The sequence below is a fragment of the Corallococcus sp. AB038B genome (assembly GCF_003668955.1).
GTDB classification, from domain to species: domain Bacteria; phylum Myxococcota; class Myxococcia; order Myxococcales; family Myxococcaceae; genus Corallococcus; species Corallococcus exiguus.
The window spans coordinates 251,315-267,973 of record NZ_RAWO01000010.1 but is presented as its reverse complement, the minus strand read 5'-3'; the positions used below and the strand labels follow the sequence as shown (position 1 = coordinate 267,973).

Annotated in this window: 15 protein-coding genes; 7 read left to right on the top strand and 8 right to left on the bottom strand. The window is 70.1% G+C overall.

The window, feature by feature from the left end; translation table 11 throughout:
* Positions 1-45 precede the first annotated feature (45 nt).
* The 7 genes from D7Y04_RS31230 to D7Y04_RS31200 all read right to left on the bottom strand — a co-directional run bounded on the left by D7Y04_RS31230 (position 46) and on the right by D7Y04_RS31200 (position 9,341).
* Positions 46-2,745: an LPS-assembly protein LptD gene (locus D7Y04_RS31230; RefSeq protein WP_121761633.1), complete on the bottom strand. Its 2,700-nt coding sequence runs from the start codon at positions 2,743-2,745 to the stop codon at positions 46-48.
* 51 nt (positions 2,746-2,796) lie between these two features.
* The gene (locus tag D7Y04_RS31225; protein WP_199749760.1) at positions 2,797-4,296 is read right to left on the bottom strand and encodes an AMIN domain-containing protein; all 1,500 of its coding nucleotides are present in this window, start codon (positions 4,294-4,296) and stop codon (positions 2,797-2,799) included.
* A 98-nt stretch (positions 4,297-4,394) separates the two neighbouring features.
* Entirely contained in the window at positions 4,395-5,666 is a 1,272-nt protein-coding gene (locus D7Y04_RS31220) for an alpha/beta fold hydrolase (protein WP_120580705.1), read from the bottom strand.
* 9 nt (positions 5,667-5,675) lie between these two features.
* Positions 5,676-6,989 (bottom strand): folylpolyglutamate synthase/dihydrofolate synthase family protein, encoded by a 1,314-nt coding sequence (locus D7Y04_RS31215; RefSeq protein WP_199749759.1) that lies wholly within the window; start codon positions 6,987-6,989, stop codon positions 5,676-5,678.
* A gap of 18 nt (positions 6,990-7,007) precedes the next feature.
* Positions 7,008-7,865, bottom strand: coding sequence for an acetyl-CoA carboxylase, carboxyltransferase subunit beta (gene accD / locus D7Y04_RS31210; protein ID WP_121761631.1), 858 nt, complete (start codon positions 7,863-7,865; stop codon positions 7,008-7,010).
* Positions 7,866-7,933: 68 nt separating this feature from the next.
* Entirely contained in the window at positions 7,934-8,689 is a 756-nt protein-coding gene (locus D7Y04_RS31205) for an MBL fold metallo-hydrolase (protein ID WP_120591634.1), read from the bottom strand.
* 1 nt (position 8,690) lies between these two features.
* Entirely contained in the window at positions 8,691-9,341 is a 651-nt protein-coding gene (locus tag D7Y04_RS31200; protein ID WP_120594646.1) for a Crp/Fnr family transcriptional regulator, read from the bottom strand.
* Between the two features lie 152 nt (positions 9,342-9,493).
* Here D7Y04_RS31200 and purM point away from each other — a divergent pair, with 152 nt between their 5' ends.
* From purM to D7Y04_RS45910, 3 genes are read left to right on the top strand one after another with little or no spacing between them, the layout of a single operon-like run.
* Positions 9,494-10,531, top strand: a complete 1,038-nt coding sequence (gene purM, locus D7Y04_RS31195; RefSeq protein WP_121761630.1) for a phosphoribosylformylglycinamidine cyclo-ligase — start codon at positions 9,494-9,496, stop codon at positions 10,529-10,531.
* The gene (gene purN / locus D7Y04_RS31190; protein ID WP_120594648.1) at positions 10,528-11,193 is read left to right on the top strand and encodes a phosphoribosylglycinamide formyltransferase; all 666 of its coding nucleotides are present in this window, start codon (positions 10,528-10,530) and stop codon (positions 11,191-11,193) included. The genes purM and purN overlap by 4 nt, the downstream gene beginning before the upstream one ends.
* On the top strand, positions 11,190-11,885 hold the full coding sequence (locus tag D7Y04_RS45910; RefSeq protein ID WP_233601651.1) for a DUF523 domain-containing protein: 696 nt from the start codon (positions 11,190-11,192) through the stop codon (positions 11,883-11,885). Before purN ends, D7Y04_RS45910 begins: the two co-directional genes overlap by 4 nt.
* Positions 11,886-11,887: 2 nt before the next feature.
* On the opposite strand, the gene D7Y04_RS31180 is transcribed toward D7Y04_RS45910, so the two are convergent.
* The gene (locus tag D7Y04_RS31180; protein ID WP_121761628.1) at positions 11,888-12,955 is read right to left on the bottom strand and encodes an enoyl-CoA hydratase/isomerase family protein; all 1,068 of its coding nucleotides are present in this window, start codon (positions 12,953-12,955) and stop codon (positions 11,888-11,890) included.
* A gap of 83 nt (positions 12,956-13,038) precedes the next feature.
* On the opposite strand from D7Y04_RS31180, the gene D7Y04_RS31175 reads away from it, so the two are divergent.
* From D7Y04_RS31175 to murQ, 4 genes are all read left to right on the top strand, one after another.
* Positions 13,039-13,728, top strand: a complete 690-nt coding sequence (locus D7Y04_RS31175) for an HAD family phosphatase (protein WP_120594660.1) — start codon at positions 13,039-13,041, stop codon at positions 13,726-13,728.
* An 86-nt stretch (positions 13,729-13,814) separates the two neighbouring features.
* Positions 13,815-15,335 carry an NAD(P)-binding protein gene (locus D7Y04_RS31170; protein ID WP_120594651.1) on the top strand — a complete coding sequence of 507 codons (1,521 nt, stop codon included), beginning with the start codon at positions 13,815-13,817 and terminating at the stop codon, positions 15,333-15,335.
* Between the two features lie 104 nt (positions 15,336-15,439).
* A complete protein-coding gene (gene rpmB / locus D7Y04_RS31165) occupies positions 15,440-15,631 on the top strand; it encodes a 50S ribosomal protein L28 (RefSeq protein ID WP_014398134.1) in 192 nt (63 codons plus the stop codon).
* 23 nt (positions 15,632-15,654) lie between these two features.
* Positions 15,655-16,587, top strand: a complete 933-nt coding sequence (gene murQ, locus D7Y04_RS31160) for an N-acetylmuramic acid 6-phosphate etherase (RefSeq protein WP_121761627.1) — start codon at positions 15,655-15,657, stop codon at positions 16,585-16,587.
* Positions 16,588-16,659: the final 72 nt, after the last annotated feature.

Here is a 16,659-nt window from a genome sequence, read left to right as displayed (position 1 = left end):
GATGTTTCCGAGGTGTGTGCAACGCTCGCGTACGGCGGGTGATTCCTATCCACCCGACCCGAAGGATCCAAATCCGGCCACACTCAGATTCACGCCGGCGAATTCCGGTGTCTGGTTGCGCCGCAGGATCACCACCCCCTCGATACGCCAGCAGTCACAGGCGGGTCCATACGACACGCCAAAGGTCTGCTGCGCAAGGGGCTGACTTTCCTGGGTAATCAGATCCTTATAAAGCGGCTGCACAAGTGCTTCGTATCGCAACCCGAGCCCGAATCCGAGCTTGATTCGCGTACCAACAGTGAGGGCCTGTGCCCGTTCGGTCGGAGAGGGGTCGACTTGATCGTTGTGGGACGGAAGGGGACGAGGTGCGTCTCCCACCAGCATGTCCACGCCCCGACGCACGAAATCGGGTCCTTGTGCCAAAGGATCCAACCCACGATCAATTGACAATTGTTTCACGGCCAGCAGGTCGTCGTATCGCGCGTACAGGGCGTTGCCCTTGCCGTTGTCGATGGTGAAGTCGGCGGACAGCTGGGTGATGTCGAGCGTCGTCGGGTCCATGCGCACGAGCCCGCCCGCGGTGAGCACGCCGGCGCTGGCGGACAGGCGCGCGAAGGTGTCGCGCACCACGCTCCCCTGCACGGTGTCCCGGCCCGCGACGGGCGCGATGCGCGACAGGTCGAACCCCTGGCCGATGCGCAGGCGCAGCGGCTCCCGGGTGGTGGGCCCCTTGCGAACGCGCAACGACTGATCCACGGCGACCACGGCGTGGAGGAAGCCGCGCACGCTGCCGTTGGACTGGAGCGGCACCGCGGAGTCCCACTCGTCGTAGATGAGCGGCACGGTGCCGGTGCCGCTGCCGTTGAGGGCGGTGAGCCCGTGGCCCCAGCCGCCGGGCACGTAGCGCAGGTTCACCGACGGGGACATCGTGTGGCGGTAGAGCGTGTCGCGGTCCGCGAAGGTGCGCGCCAGCTGCGAGTCCAGCATCAGGTCCGCCAGCGCGTAGCCGCGCGCGGCGGTGCGGCCGGAGACCTCGCCCACGGACACGTCCTGGCGCAGCGCCACGGAAGGCGTCAGCCGGCCCCAGTTGCCCAGCCCGTAGGACGTGGACAGGCGCGGGGCCAACGACACGCGGTCGCGGCCCTCGCGCTCGGTGGGGTCCAGGCGTCCGTTGCCCTCCAGGTCGTCCTTGGGAAGCGTGAAGGTGTTGATGTCCAGCGGCGTGCCCTCGGGGCGCCAGGTGCCATTGAGCGCGAAGAGCGCGTCGGAGCCGTCGTCCGCGAAACCGCCGCTGCGCAGGGGCGCCAGCCGGCTGTACTCCACCTGCACTCCGCCCATCACCCGCCCACCGAAGAGGGGCCGCTGAGGCAGCGCCAGGGTGATACCCGGCAGGCGCTGGAACGTCGTCGGGCCGTGGGGGTTGATGGCGTCGCCACTCAGCGAAGCCACCGCGGGGATGGGGTTCGGCTGGAAAAAGCGGTAGGCGTAGCGCAGGTCCTGGCGCAGTGACACGTCCAGCCCCAGGTAGCGTTCGTCGCGGCGCTGGTACACGACGGCGGTGCTGCGCAGGTAGTTGGTGTTCTGCACCAGCAGGTCGGCGGTGAGGTCGCGCGTGTAGAAGCCGTCCGACACGAAGTACGCGTCCACGCGGTCGTGCCAGCCGTCGCCCAGGTCCTGCGTGTGCTGCCAGGACGCCTCGCCCCGCAGGCCGCGCTTCTCGTCGATGATCTGCGACGTGTAGAAGGGCAGCTCCGGGTTGGTCCGGTCCACGACGCGGAGGAAGTCGGAGGTGGTGGGATCCAACCGGGGCCGCAAGTCATAGAGGAATCCCAGCGTGGCCCGGCCGCGCGTGCGGTCGCTGGGGACGTAGCGGAACTCGGTCAGCAGCCGGGGGCCCCTCACGCCGGTGGGGCGGAGCTCGCGGATGGGCGTGACGCCGTCCTCCTGGAGGAACCGGGGGTTCGAGATGTCCCCGCCGCCCGTGTAGATGCCCGGCGTGAACGTCAGGTCGTAGCTCTCCCCCAGCGTGACGAAGACGGGGGCGTCCAGCCCGAAGCCGTTGAGGCCGGAGTTGGACGGACGGGGGATGAGCAGGCCGGAGCGGCGTTCCGCCAGGGGCAGGTACAGCCACGGCAGCGCGAACACCGGCACCGAGCGCACGTACACCACGGGCCAGGTGAGGATGGCGCGCTCGCCCATCTTCACGTTGGCTTCCTTCGCCTCCACGCGCCAGCCGGGTTCGCCCGGGCCGCACTGGCACGGAGTGAAGGCCAGGCCGTCCACGGAGAAGGCCGTCTCTCCGGTGCGGCGGATGCGCGTGCCGCTCATCAGGACGGGCGTCTCCCCCATCTTGCGCAATTCGTCCGGCGTCTTGGCGGCCTGGAGCGCCTCGGGGGTGACGCCCTTCTTCTGCATGAAGAGGCCGCCCTTCACGTTGGCCTCGTTGGAGCGCAGGTCCACGCGCACGTCATCCGCGATGGCGGCCATCAAGCCGCTGACGAACATGACGTTGCCGGTGGCGGTGGCCACCTGCGTGGCCTCGCTGTACGTCACTTCATCCGCGCGCAGCACGTTGGGGCCGCTGCGCAGCTCGCAGTGGCCCCGGGCGGTGAGGACGTCGTTCTCGAAGACGACGTAGTCGGCCGCGAGCTCCACGACCTCGCCGGTGGGAAGCTCCACCTGCGTGGCCAGCGGAATCTGGGCCGACACCCAGAGCGTCAGGACGACCGGGGCAAGGAAGGTCATGCGGGAGGCGTGGGCGGTGGGCGCCGTGCCGGCAACGGCGCCCGCCCCGTCCTACCGGCCCGGGCGCGGGAAGTCGAGGGTGATGAGGCCGCCTTCCTGGCGTGTCTCATAGCGAACCCCCTGCTTCAGCTGGATGACGACGCGCACCGTCTGGCCCGCGCCGGAGAACGCCTCCACCCGCGACACAGCCGACGGGAAGAAGTGCGTGTCCAGGGGGAGCGTGTTGTTGGACTCCACCACGCGCGTGTTCTCCAGCTCCAGGACCACCTGATTGCCGGAGGTGCCCACCGTGTAGCGCACCGGCTCGTTGGTGCGCACGAAGACGCGCGAGCTGTCCGACTGCTGCTGGAAGCCAATCTGCGTCATCGTCTTGCGGCGAGACGACACCGCGCCCCCGCCGCTCTCGCGCGACTCGGCCGCGGCGCTGCCCTGGCTGGGGCGGGCGCGCGACTCACGGGCCGCCAGAGCCTGCTCGCGGCGCTCACGGGCCTCCGCCGCACGCTGGCGCTTCTGGTCGGCGGCGGCCTCGCGGGCCGACTGCTGCTCCTCGCGGCGGGCCTGCGCGGAGGCCTGGCGCTCCTCATCCTTCAGGCGCTTCGCCTCGGCGGCGGTCTGCGCGGCGGCGCGCTTCTGCTCCGCGGCCGTCTTCGCGGCGGCCTGGCGCTCCTCGGCGGCGGCCTGCGCGGCGGCGCGCTTCTCTTCGGCGGCGGTCTTCGCCGCGGCCTTCGCGTCCGCTTCCTGCTGGCGCTTCTGGTCGGCGGCGGCCTGCGCGGTGGCGCGGCGTTCATCCTCGGCGCGCTTCGCGGCGGCCTGGGCCTCCTCCTCCTGGCGCTTCTTCTCCGCGGCGGCGGCCTGCTCCGACGCGCGGCGCTCCTCGTCCTGGCGCTTCGCGGCGGCCTGGGCCTCCTCCTGGCGCTTCTTCTCCGCGTCCGCATCCGCATTGGCGCGGGCGGTGGCCTCGGCGGCGGCCTTCTCCTGGGCCTCGCGCTCCGCCCGGGCGGCGTCAGCGGCGGCCTTCACGGCCTTCTCCTGCGCCTCCCGGTCCGACGCGGCGGCGCGGGCCGCGTCCTGCGCGTTGGAGCCGGCCTGGGTGTTGGCCGCGGTGGCCCCCTGAGCGGTGGTGCCCTGCCCTTCCGAGGGGGTGATTTGCGCGACGACCGCGCCGCCCCCGCTGCCCAGGACCTTCACCACCAGCTTGTTGCCGGAGGTCTGGATGTCCGTCTCCACTTCGCGCTCATAGCCGATGAGGATGCGCGCGATGGACGAGGACTCCGTGCCATAGGCCTGCGTGCGGATGCCCGTCACGGTGCCATTGCCGACCGGCAGCTCCTCGGGCACGTCCTTGAAGACGGCGCCGGACACGTCGATGACGAGCCGCGGAGGGTCCGTCATGGTGAAGCTGTTGAAGTCCGGCTTCTTGCTGCCGGAGATCTCCACCGTCCCGCCGCTGACGTTGACGGAGGTGATGGTGTTGTAATCCGCCGGCTGCTGCGCCAGCGCCACCAGCGGCACGAGCCACAATCCCAGCAGAGACACCGCCAAGCCCCTCATCGACCACTCCCGTGACATGCGTCAGAAGACAGACGCGCACGAAATTATCACGCACCCGGGAGGCACCAACTTTTCAGTCTGGCCGGAACGTCCGCGCTTCAACGCAAGCGAGGCAGGGCCGGCGAGCGCGTGCGGTGCGTGCGGGTGTACTCGATGAGGTTCTTGATGTCGTAGCAGATCTGCCGGATGTCGTGCCCCATGGTGAGCTCGACGTGGCTGTTGCCCTTCACCGGGCGCCACAGCAGGTATTCGCTCTTCGCGGCGCGGTAGACGCTGCGGGTGGATTCCACGGATGCCAGCGGATCCAGGTCCCCGAAGATGATGGCCATGGGGATTTCAATCTTCCCGAAGCCGCGCTTGAAGTCGTAATCCGTGCGGTAGCAGACCATCTCGCCCCGGCGGATCCACCGGGCGAACTGTTCAATCACCTTGCGGGGCTCGCGCTCGCCGCCCTCGCGCAGGAGCCACCGGATGTCGTCCCGGCTGACGCGCTCCGTGTTGATGAGCCGGTTCAGCTTGCGCGTGAAGCGCTGATACAGCGCGGACTCGTCCGCTTGCGACAGCTGGCGCTCCACCCACTTGAGCACCACGTCCACCGGCACCGCGTTGAACACGAGCGGCTTGGACGCGTCCGGCTCCAGGCGCTTCTGGAGCGCGGGGCTGAAGGCGCCCGCCCCCTTCGCCAGGAGCGAGAGGCCCAGCGAGGACGCGCGCCGGTTGAGGTTCAGCCCGCCCAGCGTCATGTCCACCGCACCCGCGAGCAGCGGCGAGCCGTGCGCCAGCATGCGCAGCAGCATGAAGCCGCGCCCCAGGTCCGCGGGCGACCCGATGGTGATGAGCCCCTCGAAGTCGTCATGGATGCCGGCGTAGCCGTAGCCCAGCATGCCGCCCATGGAGTGGCCGCAGTAGAAGACGCGCTCGCGGCGGGTGATGCGTTTGACGCCGGACACGGCCGCCGGCAGGTCGTAGAGGAAGTAGCTGTCCAGGTCCCAGCCGTAGTCCAGGTCCTGCGGCAGCGGGCGCTTGAAGCGCTCGGCGCGCTCCTTCTGGAAGGCGATGGAGCTCTTGCCGTGCCCGCGCAGCTCCAGGATGTGGATGTCCACGCCGAAGAAGAGCAGGTTCTTGACGAACTGGCCGCTCGTCCACGTGTGCCGGTTCTGGGAGAAGCCGTGCACCAGCAGCAGCGGCTCACCGAACAGCGGCTGCGCGAAGGCCTGTTTCACCGGCCGGTAGCGCGTGATGACGAGCGACCAGCCGTCCGCCGTCTCCACCACGTAGTTGGTCTTGGAGTACAGCGCCCGGAAGTCGACCTCATCGACGGTGGGCATCGGAGGTCCCGGAAGCGCTGATCTCCAGTCCGGCAGGCGCATGTCGCAAAGTTACTGCTGATACCGCATCGCGCCAAGGCTTCGGTCAACCCATCGCTTCACGGCGCCTACCAGGAACAGTGAGCCTGTAGCGAGGACCACGCCGTCCGGACGACCCACTGCATCAGCCCTCGCTCCGGCAAGGGCCTCCTCCAGGGAGGAGTGCGCGACGACCCGTGAACACAAAATCCGTGCTTCAGCGATGTATCGCTCCGGGGCAAGCGAGCGCGGCGTATCCAGCGGCGTGAGGTGCACGGAGGCCGCCAGCGGAAACAGGGCTCGCATCATCGGCCCCCGGTCCTTGTCCGCCACCACCCCGAAGACAAGGTGCAACGGCCGCCCGGCATAGAGGGTGCGCAGGGCCTCCAGCAGCACCGCCACGCCCGCCGGGTTGTGGGCCCCGTCCACCACCATCGTCGGGTCCTGGGCCACCTCCTCCAGCCGCCCCGGCCAGCGCGCCGTGGCCAGACCCTCGCGCGCGGCCTCGGGCGTCACCGCCACGCCCCGGGCATGGAGGGCCTCCAGACAGGCCAGGGCCACCGCCGCGTTCTGGTGCTGATATGGCCCCCGCAGCGCCAGCGTGAGGCCGTCGAGCGACCAACCGGGTCCCCGATACGACAGCGTCCCATCGGCCCCGGGGACGATGCCGAAGTCGCGGCCCTCCACCTGGACGGGCACGGCCAGTTGCTCCGCGCGGCGCAGGAGCGCGTCCAGGGCCTCCGGCTCCTGCCGGGAAAGCACCGCCGGGACGCTGGGCTTGAAGATGCCGGCCTTCTCCCCGGCGATCTCCCGGAGCGTGTTCCCCAGGTACTCCATGTGGTCGAAGGACACGGGGGTGACGCAGGTGACGACGGGGTTCGCGGCGGTGGTGGCGTCCAGCCGGCCGCCCAGCCCCGTCTCCAGCACGGCCACGTCCACGCGCTCGCGGGAGAAGTGCCAGAGCGCGACCACGGTGCCGAACTCGAAGTACGTCATCGGGTCTGACAGCGCGGAGGGGTAGCGCTCCAGGACCTCCAGGATGCGCTGCCCGAAGACCGCGTCCGGGATGTCTTCACCGGAGACGCGGATCCGTTCGTTCACGCGCACCAGGTGCGGGGACGTGTAGAGCCCCACGCGGTGCCCGGCGGCCTCCAGCGCGCGCGCCACGAAGGCGCAGGTGCTGCCCTTGCCGTTGGTGCCGGCGACGTGCAGCGCCGGGTAGTCCCGCTCCGGGTGATCCAACGCGGCGAGCGCGTCCCTCACCCGCTCCAGCCCCAGCTTGATGCCGGAGGGGTTGAGCGCCTGGAAGAAGCGCAGGGCCTCTTCGGGGGTGCGGGGCGCGTCCATGGGTGGAAGCCCGCTGCCCTACCCCAGCATGCCGAGGATCTGCCCCAGCTTCCCGCGCAGGTCCTTGCGGTGGACGATGGCGTCGATCATCCCGTGATCCAGCAGGAACTCCGAGCGCTGGAAGCCCTCCGGCAGCTTCTGGCGGATGGTCTGCTCGATGACGCGCGGGCCGGCGAAGCCGATGAGGGCCTTGGGCTCCGCGAGGATGATGTCGCCCAGCCAGGAGAAGGACGCGGCCACGCCGCCCGTGGTGGGGTTGAGCATCACGGAGACGTACGGCTTGCCGCTGGTGCGGAAGCGGGCAATGGCCGCGGACGTCTTCGCCATCTGCATCAGGGAGAAGATGCCCTCCTGCATGCGCGCGCCGCCGGACGCGGAGAACACCACCGCGGGGCACTTGAGTTCGAAGGCGCGCTCGAACACGCGCGTGACCTTCTCACCCACCACGGAGCCCATGGAGCCGCCCATGAACTCGAAGACGAAGCAGCCGACGGAGACGGGGTGTCCCTCGATGCGGCCCACGCCGGAGATGAACGCGTCGTTCTCCTCCAGGTTCTTGCGCGTGGACTTGATCCGGTCCTTGTACTTCTTGGTGTCGGTGAAGTTGAGCGGGTCCTGGGGCTCCAGCGCCTTGTCGAACTCCTCGAAGGAGTCCGGATCCAGCGTGCCCACCAGCCGCGCGCGAGCCGTCCAGGCGTGGTGGTGCTCGCAGTGCATGCACACCATCCAGTTCTTCTCGAGCTCCTGGCGGTAGATGATCTCGTCGCACTGCTCGCACTTGGCCCAGAGTCCCTGCATGCGGGAGGGCTGGGGCTCGGCGGCTTTCTCGGACTCAGCGGCGACGGCGATGCGGGGCTTCTTGGAGAACCAGGCCATGAGGCCCGGGGGTTAATCCGACCGCCGCGGGCCGTCAATACCCGCGTACGCCGCGCCGCGGCACGTCCCTAGAACTGGAACGTCTCGCCCAGCTCCAGGACGTTCACGGGCAGCGGGGCCAGCTCCTTCTTGAGCTGGGTCACGAAGGCGGGCTTCAGGTGGTAGAGCATCACCTGGGCGCCGTTGCGGTCGAACTTGCGCAGCTCCGAGCCCACGGTGGCGGGCGTCAGGTGGCCGGAGATGTCCGCCAGGGCCTGGAGGCTGTTGGGGAAGCTGGCCTCCAGCAGCAGCGCCTTTAGATTTTTCGTGGCGTTGAGCGCCTTCCACAGCTTGTCCGTGGGGCCGGTATCGCCGCTCATGGCCAGTGACGTCTTGCCGTCGCTGATGATGAAGGCGCAGGACTCCACGGGGTGGCTCACCGGCACGCTCTTCACGGTGTAGGGGCCCACCTGGAAGGTGCTGCCGGCGCGGAAGGTCTTGATGGCCAGGACGGGCTTGTGGCGCGTGGGGATGCGCGTGAAGTCCGGCCACAGCGAGTTGTTGAACATGTTCTCGCGCAGCGCTTTCGCGCACTCGCGGGAGGCATGGATGGTGACGGGCTTGTCCCTGCGGCCGATGACCAGGTCGGCGAGCAGCGGCAGGTCCTTCACGTGGTCGAAGTGGCTGTGGCCGACGAGGATGTCGTCCACCTTGCAGAGCTGATCCAACGAGAGCGTGCCGGTGAGTGCGCCCGCGTCGAGCGCGAGCACGTCGTCCACGAGGAAGCAGGTGCTCCTGCACGTGGGAAGCTCGCCGCCGTGGCACCCGAGGACTTGCAGCTTCACGCTAGAGGTCTCCGAACTTCCACTTCATCTCGAGGTAGTTGAGGAAGTCATGCAGCCGGGCCGTGTCGTACACGGTGATCCGGTCGCCGCTCCGCTCGATGAGGCCCGCGCGCTCCAGGCGATCCAGCATGCTGCGCACGGCGGGCTCGCCCACGCCAATCTGCCGGGGCATCTCCCGGACGGCGAAGTCCACCTCCACGCCCTCCTCCAGCGGCCGGCCGCGCGTCTGGCAGGCCTGGAGGATTTGATGGACGACGCGGCTGGCGGGGTCGCCGTGGAGCAGGTTTTCAATCTGGGCGTCCGCCTCGGAGAGGCGCTCGGCCAGCTTCTTGATCATCCGCACGGCGATCTCCGCGTTGCCGCGGATCATCGCCTCGAAGGTCTTGGGATCGATGACGAGCAGCTTCGCGTCGTCATGCACCACGGCGGAGGCGTTCCGGGGCTTGTTGGAGATGATGGCCATCTCCCCGAAGAATTCGCCCGGCCCCAGGACCGCGAGCACCTTCTCCACGTCGCGTACGCGCTTGGAGATGGCGATCTTCCCGGACTGGATGACGAACATCTCCTTGCCGATCTCTCCCTCGCGGAAGAGCTCGGTGCCCTTGGGGAACTCCTTGCCAAAACGTTGAAAGAGGGTTTCCTCGGCGCCCATCTGGCCCGCGAGTCAATCAGCCCACACCCCACCGGTCAAATATCCCAGACCGATATCGTGCGGGCGCCCGAGGGCAGCGAGCCGCCGCAAACCCGACACGTCCCATCCGAGGCCCGAGACAGGGGCCCCCGGGAGGGGTACAAGGCCGGCCCGTGGGAACGACCTACAAGCAGTCCGGAGTAGACATCGAGGCCGGCGACGCGTTCGTCGAGAAGATCAAGCCCCATGCCGCGCGAACCACGCGCCCTGAAGTCCTGGGCGGAGTGGGTGGGTTCGGCGGCCTGTTCGCACTGCCGCCCGGCAAGTACCAGGCGCCGGTGCTGGTGGCGGGCACCGACGGGGTAGGCACCAAGCTGAAGGTGGCCTTCCTGGCGGGGCGCCACGACACGGTGGGTATCGACCTGGTCGCCATGTCGGTGAACGACATCCTCACCTGTGGCGCGGAGCCGCTCTTCTTCCTGGACTACTTCGCCACGGGGAAGCTGGAGGTGGACGCCGCGGCGGAGGTGGTCAAGGGCATCGCGCTGGGGTGCGAGCAGGCGGGGTGCGCGCTCCTGGGCGGGGAGACGGCGGAGATGCCGGGCTTCTACGCGCGGGGCGAGTACGACGTCGCGGGCTTCTGCGTGGGCGTGGTGGAGCGGTCCGCCATCATCGACGGCAAGACGGTGAAGCCGGGAGACGCGCTCATCGGGCTCACGTCGTCGGGGCTGCACAGCAACGGCTACTCGCTGGCGCGCAAGGTGCTGCTGGACGACGCGAAGCTGCCCCTGGACATGACACCACAGGGGCTGGACCGGCCGCTGGGTGACGCGCTCCTGGAGCCCACGCGCATCTACGTGAAGGACGCGCTCGCGCTGTGCCAGGCCGTGAAGGTGAAAGGCATGGCGCACATCACCGGCAGCGGCATCCCGGGCAACCTGCCCCGGTGCCTGCCGGACGGGACGCGCGCGGTGCTGAGCGAGTCCACGTGGAAGAAGCCGGCCATCTTCGACCTCATCGCGAAGACGGGCGGAGTCGCGCGCGACGAGATGTTCAGCACGTTCAACATGGGCCTGGGCCTCATCGTCGTCGTGGCGAAGGAGGACGTGGCGAAGGCGCTGGAGGTGCTGCACGCCCGGGGCGTGGAGGCCTCCGAGGTGGGCCGGGTGGAAGCGGGCCAGGGCGAGGCCACGGCGGTCATCGACCCATGAGCGCGCGGCGGGCGCGGCTGGGGGTGCTCGTCAGCGGCGGCGGGAGCAACCTGCAGGCGCTGCTCGACGCGGCCGGGCAGGCGGACTTCCCGGCCGAAGTGGCGTGCGTGCTGTCCAACGTGCCCACGGCGTTCGCGCTGGAGCGCGCCCGGAAGGCGGGCGTGCGCGCGGAGGTGGTGGACCACAAGGGCTTCGGGTCAAAGGTGGACTTCGAGGCGGCGCTGCTCGGCGTGTTGGCGGACGCGGGCGTCGAGTGGGTGTGTCTGGCGGGCTTCATGCGGCTGGTGAGCGCGGACTTCCTGAAGCGCTTCCCGGGGCGCGTGCTCAACATCCACCCTTCCCTGCTGCCGGCGTTCCCGGGCCTGCATGCGCAGAAGCAGGCGCTGGAGCGCGGCGTGAAGGTGGCCGGGTGCACGGTGCACTACGTGGACGCGGGCACGGACACGGGCCCCATCATCGCGCAGGCCGCGGTGCCCGTGCTGCCGGAGGACGACGAGGCGAGCTTGAGCGCGCGCATCCTCGCGGAGGAGCACCGCCTGTATCCGCTGGCCGTGCGGCTGGCGGTGACGGGCGCGGTGACGCTGGATGGGACGCGCACGAAGGTGGCCGCACAGGTGACGGGAGACGGCACGGCGCTCCGCAGTCCGGGTGCCCCGAAGTGACGAAGGCCGTGGAGCCGTCGCAGGCCACGGCATCCGAAGCGGTAGCGCCGACGCATGCCGCGCCGAAGCCCATCGAGCTGTCGCCATCTTCGACGCACGAAGTGACGCCGACGCATGTCGCGCACGACGCGCCGAAGGCAGTAACACCGGCTCATGCCGCGCCCGAAGTGCAGAGGCCGGCTGAGAACGCCCCCTCGGATCAAGGCGAAGCGTCGGCCCGCGATGCACGACGAGAGGCCCTGCGTGCGGCCCCCACGGTGATGGTCAGTGCGTGCCTGTTGGGCGAGGCGTGCCGCTACGACGGACGCTCGCAGCGTTCGGAGCGGGTGCTCGCGGCGCTGGAAGGAAAAGCCGTCATCCCCATCTGCCCTGAGGCCGCCGCGGGCATGGGCATTCCACGGCCTCCCGTGGACCTCGCGGGAGGCACGGGCGTGGACGTCTGGGCCGGCCGTGCACGGGCCCTCACGCGGGAGACGCGAGAGGACCGCACCGCCACGTTCCAGGACGGCGCCCAGCAGGCCCTGGAGGCCGCCCGGAGGTTCGACGTCACGGTGGCGCTCTTGAAGGAGAAGAGCCCCTCGTGCGGCAGCCAGCGCGTCTACGAGACAGGCGTGCTGCGCCCGGGTGAAGGCATCACCACCGCACTGCTTCGCGCGGATGGACGCACCGTCGTAAGCGACGAGGACCTGTAACCTCAGCCCAACACGGGCAACTCCAGCTCGTCACCCGGCCGAGGCGCGAAGCACGCCTCCACCTCCGAGTCCGTCACCTCCGCGAGCGTGGCCGGGCTCCAGCGCGGCTTCTGATCCTTGTCCACCAGCACCGCGCGGATCCCTTCCTGGAAGTCCGGCCGCTGCGTCAGCGCCTGGCTCAACCGGTACTCCATGCGCGCCGTCGCGTCGTAGTCCTGGCCACGCCCGATGCGCAGCTGCCGCAGCGTCACCCGCAGGCTCGTGGGCGACATGCGCAGCAGCGTCGCGCGAGCCTCCTCCGCCCACGCCATCCCCTCGCGCGCCAGCGCCGCGAAGATGTCCTCCACGCGGTCCCCCTGGAAGCACCGGTCGATGACCTCCGCCCGCGACGCGAGCCCCGAAACACCGGCGTCCTGATGGAAGCCCTTCAGCACACGCGCCGCCACCTCGCGCCCCGGTCCGCTCCAGTCCGCGGCCGCCAGCGCGCCCACCACGTCCTCCAGCCGCGAGGCCTCCACCCGATGCGTCGCGTACCCCAGCCACAGCGCATCCGCCGCGTCACACCGCGCGCCGGTGAGCCCCAGGTACGTCCCCGCCTCGCCCGGGAAGCGCGGGAGGAACCAGCCGCCGCCCACGTCCGGGAAGATGCCAATGGCCGTCTCCGGCATCGCGAGCACCAGCTTCTCCGTCACCACGCGGAAGGCCCCGTGCACGGACAGCCCCAACCCACCGCCCATGCAGATGCCGTCCACCCACGCGATGAACGGCTTGGGGAAGTGGTGGATCCGATGGTTGAGCGCGTACTCCGCACGGAAGAACTCGCGCGACAGCGACATGTCCGACCGTGCAACCGAACTGGCCACCGCGCGCACGTCCCCTCCCGCGCAGAAGGCCCGGCCCCCTGCTCCGCTGATCACCACCGCCTTCACGGACGGATCCGCCGCCCAGGCGTCCAGTTGGGGATGCAGCGCGCGGCACATGTCCAGGGAGAGCGCGTTGAGCGCCTTCGGTCGATTGAGGGTGACCAGGCCCACGGCCTCCCGAGTCTCCAGCAGCACGTCCTCGCTCATGGCGTGGGGGATATCAGCCCGGAAGGGGCTCGCATGGGAGATTCAGGGGTGACATGGCGGAGGAAATCGGTATTGGGGAGAACATGACTCCCGCAGCCGCCCCCCTGCTCGCCGCCGTCTTCGACATGGATGGCACGCTCGTCGACAACATGGACTTCCACAACCGCGCCTGGCTGACGCTCGCCCGGAAACTCGGTCTGGATGGCCTGACCGCGGAACGCTTCCAGAACGAGTTCGCGGGAAAGAAGAACGAGGAGATCCTCCCGCAGCTGTTGGGCCGCACCCTCTCCGTCGCGGAGCTGGACGCGCTTGCGGAAGAGAAGGAGTCCCACTACCGCGCCATCTACCGGCCCTACCTCGCGTTGCACCGGGGCGCGGAGGGCTTCCTGCACCGCCTGCGTGACGCGAACCTGCTCCTGGCTGTGGCCACCGCCGCGCCGCACGGCAACCGCGAGCTGGTGCTGGACGGGCTCTCCGTGCGTCCGCTCTTCGCCTGTGTCGTCGGCGCTGAACAGGTGACGCGCGGCAAGCCCGCGCCGGACATCTTCCTCGCGGCGGCGAAGGCCCTCCAGGTGCCCCCCGAGTCGTGCCTCGCCTTCGAGGACGCCATCAACGGCGTGCTGTCCGCGCGCGACGCCGGCATGGTCACCGTGGGCATCACCACCACCACGACCGCGGAGGCACTGAAGAACGCGGGGGCCCACTACACCGCCCCGGACTTCGACACGCTGCCCCCGGAACTGCTCGCGCGCCTCTTCAGGTCCAGGGCCTGAGGGGGCACATACGCCCCACCCCGGGCGTGTCAGGAAGGCGCCAAAAGGGCGCCAGACGCGGTGACGTTGTGTAGTGTTCGGCGGCCATGTCGACGTCCTCCGCCAAACTCAAGCTCCCCTCGGGCCCGTCCCGGCACGTGTACGACGTCATCGTGCTGGGCAGCCAGGTCGGAGGCGCGCTCGCCGCCGCGCTCCTGGCGAAGCGCAACCACCGCGTGTTGCTGGTGGAACACGACGGCATGGGGCCCGGCTACGAGCACGACGGCTTCGTGCTCCCCTACGCCCCCTTCGTCGCGCCGCCCCTCAAGGCGATGCCCGCCGTGGACGAGGCCCTCAACGAGCTGGGCCTCTCCACCGCCATCGGCCGCGCGCTGCGCCCCCACGCGCCGGAGCTCCAGCTGGTGCTCCCCCGAAACCGGGTGGACCTGGTCGGGGACGCCGCCCGCCGCCGCACGGAGCTGACGCGCGAGTTCGGCGAGGCCGGCGAGGGCATCCAGGGCGCGCTCGCGGGCAGCGCCGCGCAGCACGAGTCCACCGATGCCTTCTTCAAGGCCGGGCCCCAGCTGCCGCCCGACGGCTTCTTCGAGGGCTGGAAGCTCAAGGGACAGATCAAGGATCACCCGGCCCTGGACGCCACGCCCCGGCTCGCGGGCGAGGATCCGGCGCTGTCGCTGGTGCGCGGCCTGCTGCCCTTCCTCGTCCACCTGGAGAAGCCTGGCGCGCCCCTGGCGCAGACGCGGGCCTTGTCCCAGGTGCTCACCGCGCCGTCCACGTACCCGGGCGGCATGGACGCCCTGCGCGACGTGCTCACCCGGCGGCTGACGGAGCTGGGCGGCGACGTGCTGGGCCGCGACAACCCGGCGGGCTTCATCGTCGAGGAGCTCGCGTTCGACGGCAGCAAGTTCTCCGGCGTGAAGCTGGTGCGCTCGGACACGCTCTACCGCGCGTCGTGCCTGGTGACGGCCACGGACTCCGGGGCGCTGCGCCGGCTGGTGACGGACAAGAAGCACAACCGCGGCCTGCTGGAGCACCTGGATCAGTCCAACATCAAGTCGCTGCTCTTCAGCGTGAACTGGGTGGTGCCGGAGGCGGCCCTGCCGCGCGGCATGGGTGAGCTGGTGCTCGTGGACACGCAGGACCCGGAGCTGGGCCCGCTGCTCGTGCAGCAGCACCCGGCGCGCACGGCCGCGGCCTCCGGGCACAAGGACGTGGAGGGCGTGCGCGTGGTGTGCGCGGGCGCCTTCGTCCCGGCCTCCGCGCGCGAAGAGGGCGAGGAGCACCTCCAGGCGCTGGCGAAGCGCATCGACGAGCACCTGGACCGGCTGATGCCGTTCACGAAGCAACACCGCGCGCTGCGCTCGGTCCCCTACCTGGACGCCGGCGGAGTGCGCGGCAGCCGGCTCATGCCCCACCCGCTCTACAGCTTCGAAACGGAAGCCTTCCTGGGCGTCACGGGGTTGAAGCAGCGCACGCCCGCGAAGAACGTGATCCTGGCGGGCCGCGAGGTGCTGCCCGGCCTGGGCCTGGAGGGCGAGCTGCTCGCGGGCATGCGCGCCGCGAAGCTGGTGCAGGACATGTTGAAGAAGAAGGATCCGCTCAAGGGATAGGTCCCGGGTCGGATCCGGCTGGATTTCCGGCCTGTTTCTGGTAGGGTCCGCCGCTCTTTTATGGGCTGCTGTCGAACGCCCCAGTTTTCAAGGAGTTAGCAGTCATGGCGTGGAAGTGCGACCTCTGTGGGAAGCGTCCGCTGGTGGGTAACAACGTCAGCCACGCGAACAACAAGACCAAGAAGCGGACCCTGCCGAACCTGCAGAAGGTGCGGGCGAACGTGAGCGGCTCCATTGAGCGCGTCCTGGCCTGCACCCGCTGCATCAAGGCGGGCAAGGTGACCAAGGCCGCCTGAAGTCCGGGAGCCTTCCGGTGGGCATGACGCGCGCTCGAAAGTCCGCGCTTCCGCCCACCGAACGGCTCCATCCCCGTACGGATGACCTGGACCTCCTCCCTGTCGAGGCGGTCGTCCGACGGTTGCATCAAGAAGACCTGATCGCGCTCCGCGCGGTCCGTGAGGCGTTGCTGTCCATCGCGGCGGCGGCCCGGGCCGTGGCGGAAGCGTTACACGCTGGTGGCCGGCTGCTCTACGTGGGCGCGGGAACCAGCGGTCGGCTCGGCGTGCTCGACGCGAGCGAATGTCCCCCCACCTTCGGTGTCCCGGCGACGCGGGTCCAGGCGGCCATTGCTGGCGGTCGGCGAGCCCTGACGCGTGCCGTGGAGGGTGCCGAGGACGACGTCGCCGCGGGGGCCCGGGCGGTGCGGACGTTCCAGGCGACGGCGCGGGACGTGGTGTGCGGCATCTCCGCGTCGGCCTCCACGCCCTATGTCCGGGGTGCGCTGGACGAGGCCCGCGAGCGTGGGGCGCGCACGGTGCTGGTGTGCTGCAACCCGCCGGGGCCGGCCATGCGCGCGGACACGGTGGTGCTGGCGCGCACGGGGCCGGAGGTGGTGGCGGGCTCCACGCGGCTGAAGGCGGGCACGGCGACGAAGCTCGTGCTCAACGCCATCACCACCGCGGCCTTCGTGTCGCTGGGCCACGTGTACCGGGGGCGCATGGTGGACGTGCGCCCCACGAACACGAAGCTGCGGGCTCGAGCTGCGCGCATGGTCGCGGAGCTGACGGATCTACCTCCCGCGCGGGCAGAGGCGCTGCTCCAGGCCGCGGGGGACCACGTGAAGCTGGCGCTGGCCATGCACTTCACGGGGCTTCCGGCGGCCCAGGCCCGGCGCCGCTTGAAGGACGCAGGCCTGCGAGGGCTCGAACGCCCGGCGGTCGCCCGAGCGCCGCGTCGGCGCCCCACGCGCTGAGGCGGCGAGGGCCTGCGGTCCCTCCAGAATCCGACAGGGTGGGCGTCACTCACAGACACACGAGGTGCCCTG